Source organism: Candidatus Limnocylindria bacterium (genome assembly GCA_036523395.1).
In the GTDB taxonomy this organism is placed as follows: Bacteria; Chloroflexota; Limnocylindria; order P2-11E; family P2-11E; genus CF-39.
Genome location: DATDEH010000076.1, coordinates 1 through 16,644, shown reverse-complemented (window position 1 = coordinate 16,644; position 16,644 = coordinate 1). Strand labels below are relative to the sequence as shown.

The following is a 16,644-nucleotide window of genomic DNA, read 5'->3' as shown; positions in this document are numbered from 1 at the left end:
ACTGGCGGCACGCAGCGCCTGCCGCGCCTCATCGGCCGGCAGCGGGCGCTCGAGCTGATGCTGCGCGGCACGACGCTGTCGCCGCAGGCGGCGAAGGGTGCGGGCATCGTCGATGAGCTCGTGCCAGCGGCGGATCTGCAGACGGTCGCCCTCGATCGCGCGCGCGCGTACGCCGAAGGTCCGACGTTCGCGATCGGCCAGATCAAGGTCGCGACGGTGCAGGGCTACGGGCGGTCGCTCGCGGAAGGGCTTGCGATCGAACGAGAGGCGCTCATCCGCCTCTTCAAGAGCGACGACGCGCGCGAGGGCGTGAAGGCGTTCGTCGAGAAGCGAAAGCCCGAATACAAGGGAAGGTGAGCGACGAGGGCTTTGCCCGGAGGAGCGGATCCGAAGACGCATTCCGCGATGCGCTGCTCTAGGAGCGAGCAGCAGCGGAATGCTTGAGCAGGGACGCTAGCAACGGACAAGCGCGTCAGCCTCGCGGAGGCCGTCGCGCACTTCGTCCCCGACGGGGCGTCGGTCGCGCTCGGGTGCGCGCTCGAGCCGGCCATCCCGTTCGCGTTCGCGCACGAGCTGATCCGACAGCGCAGACGCGAGCTCGAGCTCATCGGGCCGATCTCCGACATCGCGTTCGATCAGCTCATCGGCGCCGGCTGCGTCCGGCGCGTGAGCGCCGCATGGATCGGCAACGTTTCGGCCGGCCTCGCGCACGCGTACCGTCGCGCGATGGAGCAGGGGATCCCGCGCCGCATCGAGGTGCGCGACCACAGCAACTTCACGATCGCGCAGGCCCTCCTGGCCGGCGCGCTCGGCGCACCGTACATCCCGACCAGGACGCTCCTCGGGAGCGACATCCCGCGCGCGAACGGAACGTTCGTGGCCGCAACTTCTCCCTTTGATGGCTCGCCGCTGCTTCTCATCCCGGCGATCACGCCCGACATCGCGGTCATCGCCGTTCAGCAGGCCGATGCCGATGGCAACGCGCAGCTCCTCGGACCGTGGGGCGTCTCCCAGGAGGCTGCGCTCGCGGCGAAGGCGGTGATCGTGCTCGCCGAGGAGATCGTTGCACGCGAGGTCATCGGCGCAGACCCGAATCGCACGATCGTGCCGGCGATGAAGGTCGTCGCTGTCGTCGAGGAGCCGGGGGCGTGCCACCCGTCGCCGCTCCAGGGTCGCTATGGCCGCGACCACGAGTTCTTTCACGACTACCATCGCGCCACGCGAACGGTGGAGGGATTCGACGCCTGGACCGCCGAGTGGATCACCGGCGTGGATGGCCGGGCCGAGTATCTGAGGAAGCTCGGACCCAGGTGGCAGACGCTGCGGATCTCCGATGGAGGCAGGGAATGACGGCTGGATCGATGACTGACCGGATGCTTGGCGCGCTCCGGCTCCAAACGGCGACATACGAGGAGATCGAGGCCGACCAGAAGGGGACGGGCGAGGCAGCGTTCATCGTTGTGGCGACGAGTCTGGTGAGCGGGGCCGTGAACGGCGTGCTCACCGGCGCATCGAGCGGACTCTTCGGAGCGCTCGGCTCGTTCCTCGGATGGGCGTTCTACGCGTGGATCGCCTACATCGTCGGTGTGAAGCTGTTCCCGGGAAAGGACACGAAGTCGAGCTGGGGAGAGATCGCGCGCACGCTGGGGTACGCCAACACGCCGCGCTTCCTCATCATCTTCGAGCTCGTTCCGGGATTCGCCGCGATCACCCGGACGGTCGTCGGTCTCTGGGTGCTCGGGGCGACGATCGTCGCGCTGCGCTCGGCGCTCGACATCTCGACGGGCCGCGCGATCTGGATCGCGATCGCCAGCGCGATCGGCCAGGTCATCGTCATCGCGGTGGCGCTCACGATCGCGGCCAACCTGATCCCGAGCTAGTGGACGTCTCGCCGGGCGAGCTCATGGTCGCGCAGGCGGCGCGAGAGATCCGCGACGGTGAGCGCGTCTTCGTGGGCATGCGCCTGCCGCTCATCGCCTTCGTCCTGGCGAAGCGCACTCACGCACCGAACGCGGTCGGCCTCTTCGAGCTCGGGGTCGTGCGAGACCAGCCATCGCGCGAGCTGCTGTACACCATGGGGGATCCGCCGAACGTCACCGGCGCCGTCTGGTGCGCGCGCACGATCGACCTCATGGGACTCCTACAGCGCGGCGAGGTGGAGGCCGGCTTCATCGGCGGCGCCGAGGTCGATCGTCATGGGAATCTCAACACCACCGCGATCGGCGACGATCGCGCGCATCCCAAGGTGCAGCTGCCGGGATCCGGCGGTGGCGCGGACATCGCAAGTCTTGCCCACCGGCTCATCGTGATCATGGCGCACGACAAGCGGCGTCTGCGCGAGCGGGTCGATTTCGTGACGTCGCCGGGCTACGGCGAGGGCGGCACATGGCGCGCGCGGGTCGGGCTACCTCGTGGCGGTCCGTCGGTCCTCATTACGACGCTCGGCGTGTTCCGGTTCGTGGCCGGCGAAGCGGTGCTCGTGTCCTATCACCCGGCGAGCTCGGTCGACGAGATCGCGGCGAACACCGGATGGATGCTCACCGTTGCGGACGGCGTTCGCGAGACAGAGCCGCCGACCGCGGACGAGCTGCGCATCATCCGCGAGTACGACCCCGAGGGTTTCTGGACCCGCCGCGGGGCCGATTGAGCCGCAGGGCAGCACCAAGTTTCGTCGGCGCCACGGACTGCCTGATCAAAGGGGGTGTGCGGACGAAGAAGTCGACGACCTGCGCCGGATCTTCGAACGTTCTGACGACGTCCGCGTACCCATCGCGTCGCGCGTGTGCGATCAAAAGCTCGAGACTCGAGGAGCCGCGCGGACCGAAGAGGACGATCGGACTGCGGCGGTCGCCCACCCAGTAGCTGTCCTGCTCTGCCGCTTGAAAGAGCTCCCGCACGCTACCGGGCGTGTCGCTCGCGATGACCACGCCGTGGTTGCCGATCGCGATGAGGCCCTCTTCGCGCATGCTGTTGGAGAAGTACTTCGCGATGTGCGAGCTGAAAAGGTTCACCGGTTCGTCGGGGTAGACCCAGGTCGGTACGCCAAGGCTGTCCGTGCCATCCGGAAAATCAGCGAGCACTTGGCGCGTCGCTTCGATGTACCGAGCGTGGTCGGATTCGAATGCGGGTGCTTGTCGCAGGACCGCCACCGCGCGACCCAGGACCTCTGGCTCCGCATACCTCGAGAGGTAGGCCCCCAGGTTCGCGGCCTCCATGAGTCCGGGTCCGCCTCCGGTCGCCACGAGAAAGCCGGCGCGCGCCAGCCGCCACCCGAGCTCCGCGACGGATGCGTACTCCGGATCGGTGCGCGGCGTCGCGTGGCTGCCCATCAGACCCACGACCTTGGGGACAGTGCCGCCGGTCCCCTCGAGCCATGCGGTCAGGGCGCGGTCGATGCCGAAATCGTGGAGTCGCTGGGCGATGGCCGCCGCCGCTGAGGCCGGGTTGCGGCCGCCCGCGGCTTCGAAGTAACGAGCGATCTTCCGATCAAGCGCACCCTCCGGGTTCGCCCGTGTGTATCCCTGCATCAGCTCGTCGCCGGTGTACAAGCCTTTCCGCAGGGGGTCGAAGGGCTCCGGTCGCGCAAGGGGCGCCAAGACGTTCAGCCTACGCGGATCGCTCTCGGCGCCCCACGTCCGGCGCAGATGCCATGATGGCCGAGATGCGTCTGACCTTTCTTGGCGCGACGCGCACGGTGACGGGTTCGCAATATCTGCTTGAGACCGACCGGGCGCACGTGGTCATCGAGTGCGGCATGTTCCAAGGGAGCCCTCACGACGTGATCCGCAACCGCGTGCCATTCGCCTACCAGCCGCGTGAGATCGACGCGCTGCTCCTCACGCACGCGCATCTCGATCATTGCGGGCTCATCCCACACCTGGCGGCTTCCGGATTCCGGAGGCCGATCTACGCGACCAAGGGCACCGTTGACCTCACCCGACTGGTGCTGTTGGATTCCGCCAAGCTCCAGGAGGAAGCTGCGAAGAGCCATCAGAGATTCGCCGCCCGCAACCCTGAGCGTGCCGCGGCGGAGGACGAAGCGACCACGGCCGAGATCGCAGCCGCGACCAGGGAAGATCCTGCGGCCGCGACGCGGGAGGCATCGCCGGAAGCCGTGACCGCGCTGCGCGCACCGCTCTACACCGTCGATGACGCCAATACCGCGCTCGGACTCTTCCACGGCATCGACTACGGGGCGGAAGTTGAGGTCGCGCCGGGCATCACCGCGACGTTCCTGGACGCGGGCCACATCCTGGGCTCGGCGATCATCCGCGTCCGCGTCATGGAGCGCGACCGAGGGCTCACGATCGTCTTCAGTGGCGACGTCGGCCGGCCTGGCTCGCCGATCATCCGCGACCCGACCGTGGTCACGACCGCGGATTACCTGCTCATCGAGTCGACGTACGGCGGCAAGACGCACGAGCCTCAGGAGGAGGCGATCCGACTGCTCGGCGAGGCGGTGAAGCTGACCGGTGACGCGAAGGGCGTGCTCCTCATGCCCGCGTTCGCGATCGGACGGACCCAGGAGATCGTCTATGAGCTGGACCGGCTGCTCAGCGCCGGAACCATCCCGCACCTGCCGCTGTACCTCGATTCACCGATGGCCCAGAAAGCCAGCGACATCTATCGGGCGTATCTCGAGTATTTCGACGACGACGCCCGGGCGCTCATCGCACGGCACGACGCGCCGATCGACTATCCGGACGCCATCATGACCACCAACCAGAAGGACTCTCTCGCGATCGAGCAGGCGGCGCGACCGCTCATGGTCGTTGCCTCCAACGGGATGATCACCGGTGGCCGGATCGTTCAGCACGTCAAGGCGCTCGTCGGCGATCCGGCGATGACGCTGCTCTTCGTCGGTTATCAGGGCGATGGCACGCTTGGCGCACAGCTCCAGCAGGGTGCGAAGCGAGTGCGCATCGACGGACAAGACCTCGACGTCGCTTGCCAGGTGCGCTCGATCAGCGGATTCTCCGCACACGCCGACGAGCCCGAGCTCCTTGCTTGGCTGCGGAATTTCACCAAGAAGCCTCGCACGACGTTCATCGTGCACGGCGATCCCGCAGCGCAGGCGGCCTTCGAACCGAAAGTTCGCGCTCTTGGCTTTGCGACGGCGGTCCCTGGCTGGCGCGACAGCGTCGAGCTGACGTAGAAGGCAGTCCACCGAACGTGTCCGACGGCACCACACGCGCGATCATCGCGGCGTTCGCCGGCAACCTGGCGATCGCGATCACCAAGGGTGTGGCCGCGGCGATGACCGGCTCGGGCGCGCTGCTGGCCGAGACCGCGCACTCCATCGCCGACTCGCTCAACCAGCTCCTCCTCTACGTCGGTCTGCGTCGAAGCGAGCAGCCCGCGACGGCGCGCCATCCCCTTGGTCACGGCAAGGAGGGCTACTTCTGGGCGCTGGTGGTCGCGCTCTTTTTGTTCTTCGGTGGCGGGGTGTTCTCGATCTATCAGGCGTACGATCGCCTCGCGCACCCGCACGAGATCGAGCGGGCGACGGTGGGGTTCATCGTGCTCGGCCTCTCGACCGTCTTCGAGATGTTCTCGCTGAGCGTCGCCGTCCGCGAGCTGCGCCACGCCGCGCGCGAAGCGGGCGTGCCGGTGCGTTCTTTTCTTCGGCAGCTCCAGGATCCGGCCCTGCGAACGGTCCTCTACGAGGACAGCGCTGCGATCACCGGGCTCACCGTCGCGATCGTCGGGCTCGCCCTCACCGTCGCCACCGGCGACCACGTCTTCGACGCCGTCGCGAGTGGCGTCATCGGCCTCGTCCTCATTTACGTCGCGTACCAGCTGGCGTGGGGCGCGCGCGGCCTCATCGTCGGCCAGGCGCCACCGGAGCGAGTGCGCGGCGCGCTAGAGGCGACGATCGCGAGCGAGCCGTACATCGACAGGATCATCGAGCTTGTCGCGGTCCAGATCGGCACGGACCAGCTGCTCGTCATGGCGCGTGTCTCGGTCCGTGACGAGATCCCCGCCGGTCAGGTGGAGCGACTCATGGTCCGGCTCCGCGATCGTCTGCGGCGCGAGCATCCCGAGGTGACGGATTCCTTCATCGAGCTCGCGCCCGCGTACGCGTGATCCTGTACCACCGCATCGACGATCCCGAATCGGCCGCGGTCCGGCGCCGCGTCGTGGAGCTGGGCATCAAACCGCAGGTCGATTTCCAGAACGTCGATACCGACGGAGCCGAGGCGTTCGCCCGCCACGGAGGTCGCAGCGTCCCGGCGATCTGGGACGGAACGCGTCTGCACGAGGGCCGCATCGCGGCGCTGGCCGTGCTCGAAACACTGCGGCGATAATCCGCGGGTGGGGGAGCTGCGATTGCCGGAGCTTGGCGAGCGGTACAACGCGGCCGAGACCTACGTCGACGCGCATCGGGCGGAGCGGCCAGACGCTGTCGCGATCCGCTGCCAGGGCGCCTCCGTCACCTACGGAGACATGGCGCGGAACGTCGACCGCTGCGGCAACGCGCTGCGCGAGCTCGGCATCGACATCGAGGACCGCGTCGTCATCCTGTGTCTCGACTCGCCGGCCTTCGTCTACGCGTTCTTCGGCGCGATCAAGCTCGGCGCGATCCCGGTGCCGGCGAATACCCTCCTCATCTCGCGCGACCTCGCGTACATCCTGCGCGACAGCCGCGCCGTCGCGGTCGTCGTCAGCGCGCCGCTCCTCCCCAAGGTGCTGGAGATCCGCAAGGACTGCCCGCGGCTGCGGCACATCCTCGTGACGACGTCGGGCACGACGCCGCTCGACGGCGCGCTCCCGGACGGCGTCACGTCGTTCGAGGCGGCGCTCGCCGCGGCCGACGACGAGCTCGACCCGGCTCCGACGACGCCCGACGACATGTGCTTCTGGCTGTACTCATCGGGCACCACCGGCTTCCCGAAGGGTGCGGTGCATCTGCAGCACGACATGATCTATTCGGCGGAGACGCTCGGGCGTCACGTTCTGGGCTGCACCGACGCGGACCGCTACTTCACGGTGTCGCCGCTCTTCCACGCCTACGGTCTTGGCAACGGCGTCTTCGTGCCGATGCGTTACGGCGCGTCGGTCGTCTACAAACCGGAGCGCGCCACCCCCGATCTCGTCTACGGGCTGGTCACGACCGAGCGGCCGACGGTGATGTACACCGCGCCCACCTTCTATGCCGCGCTCCTCGCGTATCCGGAGGCCGACTTCAAATACGACCTGTCGTCGCTGCGTTTCTGCGTCTCCGCGGGCGAGTCGCTGCCTAAGCCGCTCTTCGACGCGTGGAAGAAACGCTTCGGCATCGAGATCCTCGACGGCATCGGCTCGACGGAGATGCTCCACATCTTCATCTGCAACCGGCCGGGACAGGCGCGCGGCGGCACGAGCGGCACGGTGGTGCCGGGATACAAGGCGAAGATCGTCGACGACGACGGGCGCGAGCTCGGCGCGGGCGAGACGGGGAACCTCCACGTCTCGGGCGATTCGTGCTGCGCCTTCTACTGGAACAAGCACGAGAAGTCGAAGGCGACGTTCCGCGGCGAGTGGACGGTCACCGGCGACAAATATCACCTCGACGCCGACGGCTACTACACGTACGAGGGACGGGCTGACGACATGCTCAAGGTCTCGGGGCAGTGGGTGTCTCCGGCGGAGGTCGAGGCGGCGCTGATGGAGCACGCGGCGGTGCTCGAGTGCGGCGTGGTCGGCGCGAAGGACAAGGACGAGCTCACCAAGCCACGGGCATTCGTGTTACTCAAGCAGGGCCAGAAGCCCAGCGACGCGCTGGCCGAGGAGCTCAAGCAGTTCGTGAAGACGCGCATCGCGCCGTACAAGTACCCGCGCTGGATCGAGTTCGTCGACGAGCTGCCCAAGACCGCGACCGGCAAGATCCAGCGGTTCAAGCTCCGCGAGCTGGGCGGCGGCTAATGGGCGCGCTGCATCCCAAGGTCGCTGCGTGGAAGCGCGAGGCGACCGAGGATCCCGAGGGCTTCTGGGGACGCGCAGCGGAGGCGCTGCCGTGGTTCCGCAAATGGGAGCGCGTGCTCGACTGGGAGCCGCCGACGTTCCGCTGGTACCGCGGCGGCCTCTCGAACCTCGCGTACAACTGCGTCGACCACCACGTGAAGACCGGCGCGGGCGCGCACACCGCGCTCATCACCGAGAACGAGCGCGGCGAGCAGCGGACGTACACGTACGCACAGCTGCACGACGAGGTCAAACGCGTCGGGGCGGCGCTCCGCGGACTCGGGATCAAGAAGGGCGACCGGATCGCGATCTACATGCCGACCTGCGCCGAGGCGATCGTGCTGATGCTCGGCGCGGTCCGCATCGGCGCGGTGATCATCGTCGTCTTCGCCGGCTTCGGCGCCGGCGCGCTCGGGGAGCGCGTCCGTCTGGCGGGCGCGCGCGCGGTGTTCGCGACCGACGTCACGTATCGCAAGGGCAAGGACGTCCCGCTCAAGCAGATCGTCGACGAAGCCGTCGCGGGCTCGCCCAGCGTCGAGCGGATCATCGTGCTGAAGCGCGGATCCGCCGCGGTCGCGATGGCCGCGGGCCGCGACATCACCTGGGACGAGTTCCTGCGCGGTGCCGCGGGCCAGGACGATTCACATGTCGAGATGGAGGCGAACGAGCCCGCGTACATCCTCGCGACCTCGGGTACGACCGCGAAGCCGAAGCTCGCGGTGCATACCCACGGCGGGTATCAGGTCTACGTCCACAGCATGGCGAAGTGGATGTTCGGCCTACGGCCGGCTGACGTGTGGTGGTCGACCTCGGACATCGGCTGGGTCGTCGGTCACTCATACATCGTGTTCGGGCCGCTGCTCGTGGGATGCGCGACGATCGCCTATGAAGGCGCGCTCGATCATCCCGACGCCGAGACCTTCTACCGGATCATCGAGCGGCACCACGTGACCGGCGTCTTCACGTCGCCGACCGCGGTGCGGCTCCTCATGCGTTACGGCAGCGTTCCGGCGAAGAAGCACGACCTGACCTCGCTCGAGCGCGTGTTCTGCGCGGGCGAGGTCCTGAACGCGCCGGCGTGGGAGTGGTTCCAGAAGGAAGCGCTCGGCGACCGCATCCCCGTCATCGACCATTACTGGCAGACCGAGACCGGCGGGCCGGTCGTCGGCAATCCCTACGGCGTCGCGCTGCTGCCGATCAAACCGGGGTCGGGCGGCGTTCCGCTCGCGGGCATCGAGGCCGCGGTCGTCGACGGCGACGGAAACGAGATGAAGCCCGGAGAGAAGGGCATCTTCGTTATCAAGCGTCCGTTCCCCGGTCTCACCGCGCGGCTCTGGGCGGAGCCCGAGCGCTACGCGAAGGACTACTGGGAGAAGGTCCCCGGGAAGACCGTGTACTTCACCGGCGATGCGACCTCGATCGACGCGGACGGCTACGTCTGGTTCTCGGGGCGCGCCGACGAGATCATCAAGATCGCCGACCACCGCATCGGGACGATCGAGGTCGAGACCGCGTTCCTCCGCAGTCCCGCGGTCGCCGAGGCCGGCGTCACCGGCCGCCCGGACGAGCTGCGCGGAATGGTGATCTCCGCGTTCGTCGTGCTCAAGCAGGGCCACGCTCCGTCCGAAGCGCTGAAGAAAGAGCTGCTCGCGACGGTCCGCTCCGAGCTCGGTCCGATCGCGGTGATCGGGGAGCTCAACTTTGTCGACATGCTGCCCAAGACGCGCAGCGGCAAGATCATGCGACGCGTCTTGAAGGCCGTGATCCTCGGCAAGGATCCCGGCGATATCTCCACGATCGAGGACGAGGGCTCGGTCGAGGAAGCGCGCGAAGCGTGGGAGCAGATGCGGGCGAGTGTCACGACGGGGAGCTGAGCCGAAGCCACCCTGGTCCGCGGTGCCTCGCGAGGTAAAGGACGATGTGGCGCGGATCCTCGGCTCACCGGTCGTGCGCGCAGCCCGTGTCTACGGCGGCTACGCGCCGTCCGCCACGTTCCGCATGGTCCTCGCGGACGGCCGTCCCGCGTTCTTCAAGGGAGTCAGCGCCACGAGCAACGAGTACATGCGCGGCGCGCTACCGCGTGAGGAACGCGTGTATCGCGAGCTTGACGGCTACATCCACCCATGGGCGCCCGCATTTCTAGGGGCCTTCAAGCGGCTCGACTGGCACGTGCTGCTCCTCGAGGACGTCGGGCCGCAGACGATGCCGCCGTGGTCCCCAGCCAAGGCGCGTCGGTCCGCGCGCTCGTTCGCGAAGTTCCACGCGAGCACGCACGGCCGGCCGCTCCCGCGCTGGCTGTCCCGGACCGAGCATCACGACTTCGCGGGCAATTGGCGAAGCCTGTCCGAGAGCGGCGAGCTTACGAAGACCGCCGCTCTCGCGCGGCGCCGCGCCGATGAGGCGCGCGAGTGGCTCGACGTTGCGCTGCCCGCGCTGCGCGAAAACGCCGAGCGCCTTGTGCGACTCCGAGCGCCGCATTCGCTTCTCCACTTCGATACACGCTCGGACAACACGCGTCTGCAGGGAGAACAGCTGCGGATGTTCGACTGGAACTTCGCGAGCGTCGGTCCTCACGAGATCGATGCCGCCGGGTTCGCACAGGCCACCGAGACCGAGGGCGGACCATCTGTCGAACGGACGATGGCCTGGTACGCGGAAATCCTTCCGCTACGCGACTCCCACCTCGATGCGTCGGTCGCGGGGATCGCCGGCTACTTCGCGGACAAAGCCTGGCGTCCGCCGATCCCCGGCGTGCCCCGCGTGCGCTCGTTTCAGCGTGCTCAGCTGAAGGTCTCGCTCGCGTGGGCCGCCAGGCGGCTCGCGCTGCCGGAGCCGACGTGGCTCGCCGCGGTGGCCGACTAGTGCCGGAGTGGCCCGACCTTCACGTTCTGCGCGGCCGGCTCGCCACGGCGTTCGTGGGGAAACATGTCACCGCCGTCCGCGTCCACGATCCGCTCGTCCTGCGGGCGACGCGGCCGCTGCCGGAGGCGCTCAAAGGCTGCGCGCTGAACGATGTCGTGCACCGCGGCCGATTCCTCACCCTCGTCTTCGATGACAACACGCGGCTCGTCATCAATCCGATGCTCTCCGGCCTCTTCGACATCGTCCCGACCGAGACCAAGATCCGCGCGACGACCGCATTCGCGCTCACCTTCGACGGCATCGGATCAGGCGCGCCGCTGACGGACACTCGGGACCTGCGCTACCGCGACGACACGCGGATGGGCAAGGTGTATCTCGTCGAAGCCGGAGCGAGCACCGCCGACCTGCCTGGCTTCGACCGCCAGGGGCCTGAGGCCGGCGCGCTGCCGTGGAATGCGGACGAGTTCGCCGCGCGTGCGAAGGCGACGCGACGCGAGCTGCGCAATCTGCTCATGAGTGGCGACTTCATCGCGGGCATCGGGAACGCGTACGCCGACGAGATCCTGTGGCAGGCGAAGCTGCATCCGAAGCGCCGGGTCTCGACGCTCGACGACGGCGACCTCGACCGGCTGTATGGAGCACTGCGTGAAACGCTCGCGCGAGCGGTCGAGGTCGTCGAGCACGAGCTGCCGCCTGCGCTGGGAACGAAGATCCGCACCCACATGAAGATCCGCGGGAAAGTGGGCGATCCGTGCGCACGATGCGGCACGAAGATCGTGCGGACGCGTCACGGGCTCGATGAGATGTTCGTGTGCCCGAAATGCCAGCCGCCCCCGAAGGGGCAGCTGCGCTAGTTGGCGATCGTCGCGACGGTCGGGAGGCCGGCCTTTCCGATCCACTCCGCGGTCTGGTCGGCGGGCATCGGTCGGGCGACGAGGAAGCCCTGGATCGCGTCGCACCCGAGCGCGCTGAGGCGCTGGCGCGTTTCGGCGTTCTCGACGCCCTCCGCGACGACTCCGTAACCGAGGCCGTGTCCGAGTTCCACCGTTGCGCGCACGATGGTCGCGCTCGATTGGTCGTCGATCATGCCGATAACGAACGACCGATCGATCTTGATCTCATCGAGCGGTAGCCGATTGAGGTACGCGAGCGACGAGTAGCCGATCCCAAAGTCGTCGAGCGCGATGTGCACACCCATCGCGCGCAGCGAGTCCATCGTTTGGAGCGCGCGCTGCGGGTCCGCCGCGAGCACCGTCTCGGTCATCTCAAGGCGGAGCAGATCGGGCCGTGCGTCCCAGCGCTGCAGCAGCTGTGCGATCGTCTGTGGCAGCTGCGGGTCGTGGATGTTGCGCATCGAGAGGTTCACCGCGATCGGCACGCGCAGACCGGCGAGCTCCCACGCGCGCGCCTGACGGATCGCCTCGGTGAGCACGGTGCGCGTGAGACGCTTGATGAGACCGGTGCGCTCCGCGAGCGGGATGAACTCGTCGGGGCCGACGAGGCCGCGCTTCGGGTGCATCCAGCGCACGAGCGCCTCAACGCTGGTCATGGCGCCGGTGCGGAGATCGATCTGCGGCTGGTAATAGAGCATGAGCTCGCCCTCATCGACGGCGCGGCGGAGGTCGGACATGAGCGCGAGCCGCCCGGCGCCGTCCTTCTCGTGCTCCGCCGAGAACACCGAGAGCCCGGTGAGGGATCCCTTCGCGCTGTACATCGCCACGTCGGCGCGCGACAGCAGTTGATCCGCCTGCGTGGCGTGCGCCGGTGCGACGGCGACGCCGACGCTTGCCCCGATGTCGAGCGTCTCGCCCTCGAGCGGGAACGCCTGCTCGAGCGCGGCGAGCATCTTCTGCGCGACGCGCGCGGCGCCGGTCTCGTCCGTGCCGGGAAGGAGGATCGCGAACTCGTCACCGCCGAGGCGCGCCACGGTGTCGGCGGTGCGGAGGCTCGCCGTGAGCCGGGGACCGACCTGGCGGAGCAGCTCGTCGCCGACGTTGTGACCGAGGCTGTCGTTGACCGCCTTGAAGTCGGTCAGGTCCATCACCAGCAGCGCGACGGACTCGCCGGTGCGCGGTTGGCGAAGGAGCTGCTGCTGCAGGCGCTCGATGAGGAGGGCGCGGTTCGGCAGACCGGTAAGCAGATCGTGGAAGAGCTGGTACTCACGCTGTTTCCGCAGCTCGAGCAGCTCGCGTATCGCGCCCGACATGATGAGGGCGGTCATGAGATACAGGGATACCGCGAACGCGACGCGCTGGAGCTCGATGTTGTAGCCATACGTTTGCAGCCGCCACCCGACGATGACGAGGTACGCGACGGTCAGGATGACGGTCGAGGCGAGCGCGCCGAGCCGCCCGAAGCGGAAAGCGGATCCGATGATGATGAGCACTCCGACGACCCACGCGATCCACTGCGGGTCCGCGGCGAACACCCAGATCGCGTACACGACGACCGACGAGTCGACGACGAAGCTGAAGCGCGCGACCCGTTCGTACCCTGCGGCGGTGCGCGCGGCCTCAACGAGCCGCGTGTTGACGAGCGTCCACGCGAGCAGGCCGGCGCCGAGAGCGAGCACGTGGCTCGGCGCGAGGCTCGGGAAGAGGGGCCCGAGAGCGAAGACCAGGAGGGCGCCCGCAAGCCGCGCCACCTGGAGCGTTCGCTCCAGACGACGGTCCTCGAACAGCGCATCCTCCACAACGGCCACCCCGGACCGATGAGGCTAATGGGCGGACGCGCGCTTGAGTCTCCGCCGCCGGGTGCCTGCGGTATCAAGCCGGTCGCGCATACTTGCGCGAGTTCCACGCGGGAGGGTCAGCAGTGCCGAACACCGTCCTGGTGACGCGCGAGCCGCCGATCGCGGTCGTCCAGCTCAACCGGCCGGACGTCCTGAATGCCCTTAATGAAGAGGTACTCGGCGAGCTTGTGACCGAGCTGGCGGCGCTGGACGACGATCCGGAGATCCGCTGCATCGTTCTCGCGGGCAACGAACGCGCGTTCGCCGCCGGCGCGGACATCAAGGAGAACTTCGTGACGGCGACGCCGGTGACGATGCTCGCGCAGGATCTGACCTCGCGCTGGGAAGCGATCCGCCGCGTGAAGACCCCGATCGTCGCGGCGGTGTCGGGCTTCGCGCTCGGCGGAGGCTGCGAGCTCGCGATGATCTGCGACATCATCGTCGCCTCTGAGACAGCGAAGTTCGGCCAGCCCGAGATCAACCTCGGGATCATCCCCGGCGCGGGCGGCACGCAGCGGCTCACGCGCGCGGTGGGGAAGTGGGTCGCGAACGAGATCATCCTGACGGGCCGCTTCGTGGGAGCGCAGGAGGCGAAGGCGATCGGCCTCGTGGCGCAGGTCTACCCCGCGGTGAGCTGGCTGCAGGACGCGAAGGCGCTGGCACGCACGATCGCCGAGAAGGCGCCGGTCGCCGCGCGGCTCGCGACCGAGGCGGTCGATCTGGCGTGGAACTCGACGCTCGACGCCGGTCTCGAATTCGAGCGCAAAGCCTTCTACCTCCTCTTCGCGACCGAGGACAAGAAGGAAGGCGTCGACGCTTTCGTGAACAAGCGCAAGCCCAGCTTCAAAGGAAAGTGACGACGCGAGCCCCGATCCGTGTCGAACGCGAGGGCGCGCTCGCGGTGATCACGCTCGACCGGCCGGACGTGCTCAACGCGTTCGACGAAACGCTCACGAGCGCGCTCTCTGCCGCGATCGCCGATACGGGGTCCGACGACTCCGTCCGCGCGGTCGTCATCACCGGCGCAGGACGCGCCTTCTCCGCCGGACAGGATCTCCGGGACCGCGCGATGCAGATCGACGCGGGCGCCGAGCTGCACCTGGGCGACGAGTTGCGCCGCCGCTACCACCCGCTCATCGCGGCGCTCCGCGAGATGCGTAAGCCTGTCGTGGCAGCGGTGAACGGTGTCGTCGCCGGCGCCGGACTCGGCATCGCCGTCGCGTGCGACGTGCGCGTCGCGTCAGCGTCGGCGTCGTTCCGCGCGGCGTGGACGCGCGTCGGCCTCGTGCCCGACGCCGGGTCCGCGTATTTCCTTCCGCGCATCGTCGGTTGGGGACGTGCCACGGACATGGTCCTGACCGGTGACCCGGTGAGCGCGGACGAAGCGCTCCGGATCGGCCTCGTCACGCGGGTGTGGCCGGACGCGGAGTTCGCCGACGGGTGGCGCAAGTACGCCCAGGCGCTGGCCGAGGGCGCCACCGTGGCGTACGCACTTTCAAAGGAAGGACTGAGCGCCGCGTGGGACCGCGACTTCGCGGCGTTCCTCGAGCTCGAGTCGTCGCTGCAGGATCGCGCCGGCCGCACGCGCGACTACGCCGAGGGCGTGCGTGCGTTCAGGGCGAAGACCGCCGCGAAGTTCGAGGGAAGATAGAAAGATGAGCCGCCATCCGCGGGACGCCGTCGTCCTCGGCTACGTGCGCACCCCCATCGGCCGCTACGGTGGCGGCCTCGCGCAGGTCCGCCCCGACGACCTCGCGTCGCACGTGATCCGGGCGGTCCTCGAACACACCGACATCGGCGACGATCAGGTGGACGAGGTCGTGTTCGGCGCGGCGAACCAATCCGGCGAGGACAACCGCAACGTCGGCCGCATGGCCGCGCTCCTCGCCGGCCTTCCCGACTCGGTGCCCGGTCTGACCGTGAATCGCCTCTGCGGTTCGGGCCTCGAAGCGATCAACGACGCGGCGCGGCGCATTCGCGACGGTGAGGCCAACGTCGTGATCGCGGGCGGGGTCGAGAGCATGACCCGGGCGCCGCAGGTCACGCTCAAGCCGTCGGAAGCCTTCCCCCGCGGCGAGCGCGTGCTCTTCGACACCACGCTCGGCTGGCGCCTGGTGAATCCGCGCATGGTCGATCTCGGCTATCACCCGATCTCGCTCGGCGAGACCGCGGAGAACGTTCGTGCGAAGGAGAAGGTAACCCGCGCGGAGCAGGACGAGTACGCGGCACGCAGCCAGCAGCGCTACGCGAAGGCGAAAGCGGACGGCTTCTTCACCGCCGAGATCGCCGGTGTGCACAACGGGACTGCGCTGGTCCACGAGGACGAACATCCGCGGCCGGACTCGACAGTGGAGAAGCTCGCGAAGCTCAAGCCCGCGTTCAAGAGCGACGGTACCGTGACGGCCGGCAACTCATCGGGCATCAACGACGGTGCGGCGGCGCTCATCATCGCCTCGCGCGAGAAGGCGGAGGAGCTCGGCCTCCGCGCGCTGGGGCGCGTCGTCGCCGCGGCGTCGGCCGGCGTGCATCCCGACTACATGGGCCTCGGCCCGATCCCCGCGGTGCGGAAGCTTGTCGCACGGACCGGCATCGCTCCCGACGCGTGCGACGCGATCGAGCTCAACGAGGCGTTCGCCGCGCAGGTGATCCCGTGCATCCGCGCGCTCCATCTGCCGGACGACCGCACGAACCCCAACGGCGGCGCGATCGCGATCGGCCATCCGATCGGGATGTCCGGGGCGAGGCTGGCCGGCACCGTGCTGCGCGAGCTCGAGCGGCGCGGCGGCCACTACGGCATCGCGACGCTGTGCATCGGCGTAGGGCAGGGCCTGGCTACGCTTTTCGAGCGCGAGTCGGCCTAGCCGGGGGCGGCCCCGCCGGCATACGACCCGCATCCTGCATAGCCCTGCGGAGCGCGAACTCGATCTGGGCGTTCACGCTGCGCAGCTCGTCGGCGGCCCACTTCTGCAGTGCGTCGTGCAGCTGCGCGTCGAGGCGCAGGAGATAGGCCTTCTTCTCTGCCACGGCCCGATCTAGGTGTACAGGCTGCCCGTGTTCACGACTGGCTGCGTGTTCTGCTCGCTGCAGAGGACGACGAGCAGGTTGCT

Annotated in this window: 16 protein-coding genes and 1 pseudogene; 14 read left to right on the top strand and 3 right to left on the bottom strand. The window is 68.5% G+C overall.

Annotated elements, in window-relative coordinates; genetic code table 11:
* From VI056_10290 to VI056_10275, 4 genes and pseudogenes are all read left to right on the top strand, one after another.
* Window positions 1-357, top strand: a 357-nt coding sequence (locus VI056_10290; GenBank protein ID HEY6203421.1) for an enoyl-CoA hydratase-related protein, incomplete at its 5' end; no start/stop codon positions are given.
* A 129-nt stretch (window positions 358-486) separates the two neighbouring features.
* Window positions 487-1,350: pseudogene (locus VI056_10285) on the top strand (CoA-transferase).
* Between the two features lie 11 nt (window positions 1,351-1,361).
* Window positions 1,362-1,880: a YIP1 family protein gene (locus VI056_10280; protein HEY6203420.1), complete on the top strand. Its 519-nt coding sequence runs from the start codon at window positions 1,362-1,364 to the stop codon at window positions 1,878-1,880.
* A complete protein-coding gene (locus tag VI056_10275) occupies window positions 1,880-2,647 on the top strand; it encodes a CoA-transferase (protein HEY6203419.1) in 768 nt (255 codons plus the stop codon). The genes VI056_10280 and VI056_10275 overlap by 1 nt, the downstream gene beginning before the upstream one ends.
* Here the strand turns inward: VI056_10275 and VI056_10270 are convergent.
* On the bottom strand, window positions 2,595-3,596 hold the full coding sequence (locus VI056_10270) for a Rossmann fold nucleotide-binding protein (protein ID HEY6203418.1): 1,002 nt from the start codon (window positions 3,594-3,596) through the stop codon (window positions 2,595-2,597). The two genes, VI056_10275 and VI056_10270, sit on opposite strands and share 53 nt — an antisense overlap.
* 65 nt (window positions 3,597-3,661) lie before the next feature.
* On the opposite strand from VI056_10270, the gene VI056_10265 reads away from it, so the two are divergent.
* The 7 genes from VI056_10265 to VI056_10235 are packed head-to-tail and all read left to right on the top strand — an operon-like array spanning window position 3,662 to window position 11,660.
* The gene (locus VI056_10265) at window positions 3,662-5,155 is read left to right on the top strand and encodes an MBL fold metallo-hydrolase (protein HEY6203417.1); all 1,494 of its coding nucleotides are present in this window, start codon (window positions 3,662-3,664) and stop codon (window positions 5,153-5,155) included.
* Between the two features lie 17 nt (window positions 5,156-5,172).
* The gene (locus VI056_10260; GenBank protein HEY6203416.1) at window positions 5,173-6,087 is read left to right on the top strand and encodes a cation diffusion facilitator family transporter; all 915 of its coding nucleotides are present in this window, start codon (window positions 5,173-5,175) and stop codon (window positions 6,085-6,087) included.
* The gene (locus VI056_10255; GenBank protein HEY6203415.1) at window positions 6,084-6,308 is read left to right on the top strand and encodes a hypothetical protein; all 225 of its coding nucleotides are present in this window, start codon (window positions 6,084-6,086) and stop codon (window positions 6,306-6,308) included. The genes VI056_10260 and VI056_10255 overlap by 4 nt, the downstream gene beginning before the upstream one ends.
* 7 nt (window positions 6,309-6,315) lie before the next feature.
* Complete coding sequence (locus VI056_10250; GenBank protein ID HEY6203414.1) at window positions 6,316-7,905, top strand: benzoate-CoA ligase family protein; 1,590 nt, start codon at window positions 6,316-6,318, stop codon at window positions 7,903-7,905.
* A complete protein-coding gene (locus VI056_10245; GenBank protein ID HEY6203413.1) occupies window positions 7,905-9,818 on the top strand; it encodes an acetate--CoA ligase in 1,914 nt (637 codons plus the stop codon). Before VI056_10250 ends, VI056_10245 begins: the two co-directional genes overlap by 1 nt.
* A 22-nt stretch (window positions 9,819-9,840) precedes the next feature.
* Complete coding sequence (locus VI056_10240) at window positions 9,841-10,806, top strand: phosphotransferase (protein ID HEY6203412.1); 966 nt, start codon at window positions 9,841-9,843, stop codon at window positions 10,804-10,806.
* Entirely contained in the window at window positions 10,806-11,660 is an 855-nt protein-coding gene (locus VI056_10235) for a DNA-formamidopyrimidine glycosylase family protein (protein ID HEY6203411.1), read from the top strand. Before VI056_10240 ends, VI056_10235 begins: the two co-directional genes overlap by 1 nt.
* Here VI056_10235 and VI056_10230 read toward each other — a convergent pair.
* On the bottom strand, window positions 11,657-13,507 hold the full coding sequence (locus tag VI056_10230; protein ID HEY6203410.1) for an EAL domain-containing protein: 1,851 nt from the start codon (window positions 13,505-13,507) through the stop codon (window positions 11,657-11,659). The two genes, VI056_10235 and VI056_10230, sit on opposite strands and share 4 nt — an antisense overlap.
* Window positions 13,508-13,620: 113 nt before the next feature.
* Between VI056_10230 and VI056_10225 the strand changes: the two genes are divergently transcribed.
* From VI056_10225 to VI056_10215, 3 genes are read left to right on the top strand one after another with little or no spacing between them, the layout of a single operon-like run.
* Window positions 13,621-14,394: an enoyl-CoA hydratase-related protein gene (locus tag VI056_10225; GenBank protein ID HEY6203409.1), complete on the top strand. Its 774-nt coding sequence runs from the start codon at window positions 13,621-13,623 to the stop codon at window positions 14,392-14,394.
* Window positions 14,391-15,188, top strand: coding sequence for an enoyl-CoA hydratase-related protein (locus tag VI056_10220; protein ID HEY6203408.1), 798 nt, complete (start codon window positions 14,391-14,393; stop codon window positions 15,186-15,188). Before VI056_10225 ends, VI056_10220 begins: the two co-directional genes overlap by 4 nt.
* Before the next feature lie 4 nt (window positions 15,189-15,192).
* Complete coding sequence (locus VI056_10215; GenBank protein ID HEY6203407.1) at window positions 15,193-16,398, top strand: acetyl-CoA C-acyltransferase; 1,206 nt, start codon at window positions 15,193-15,195, stop codon at window positions 16,396-16,398.
* On the opposite strand, the gene VI056_10210 is transcribed toward VI056_10215, so the two are convergent.
* Entirely contained in the window at window positions 16,370-16,561 is a 192-nt protein-coding gene (locus VI056_10210) for a hypothetical protein (GenBank protein ID HEY6203406.1), read from the bottom strand. The two genes, VI056_10215 and VI056_10210, sit on opposite strands and share 29 nt — an antisense overlap.
* Window positions 16,562-16,644 lie beyond the last annotated feature (83 nt).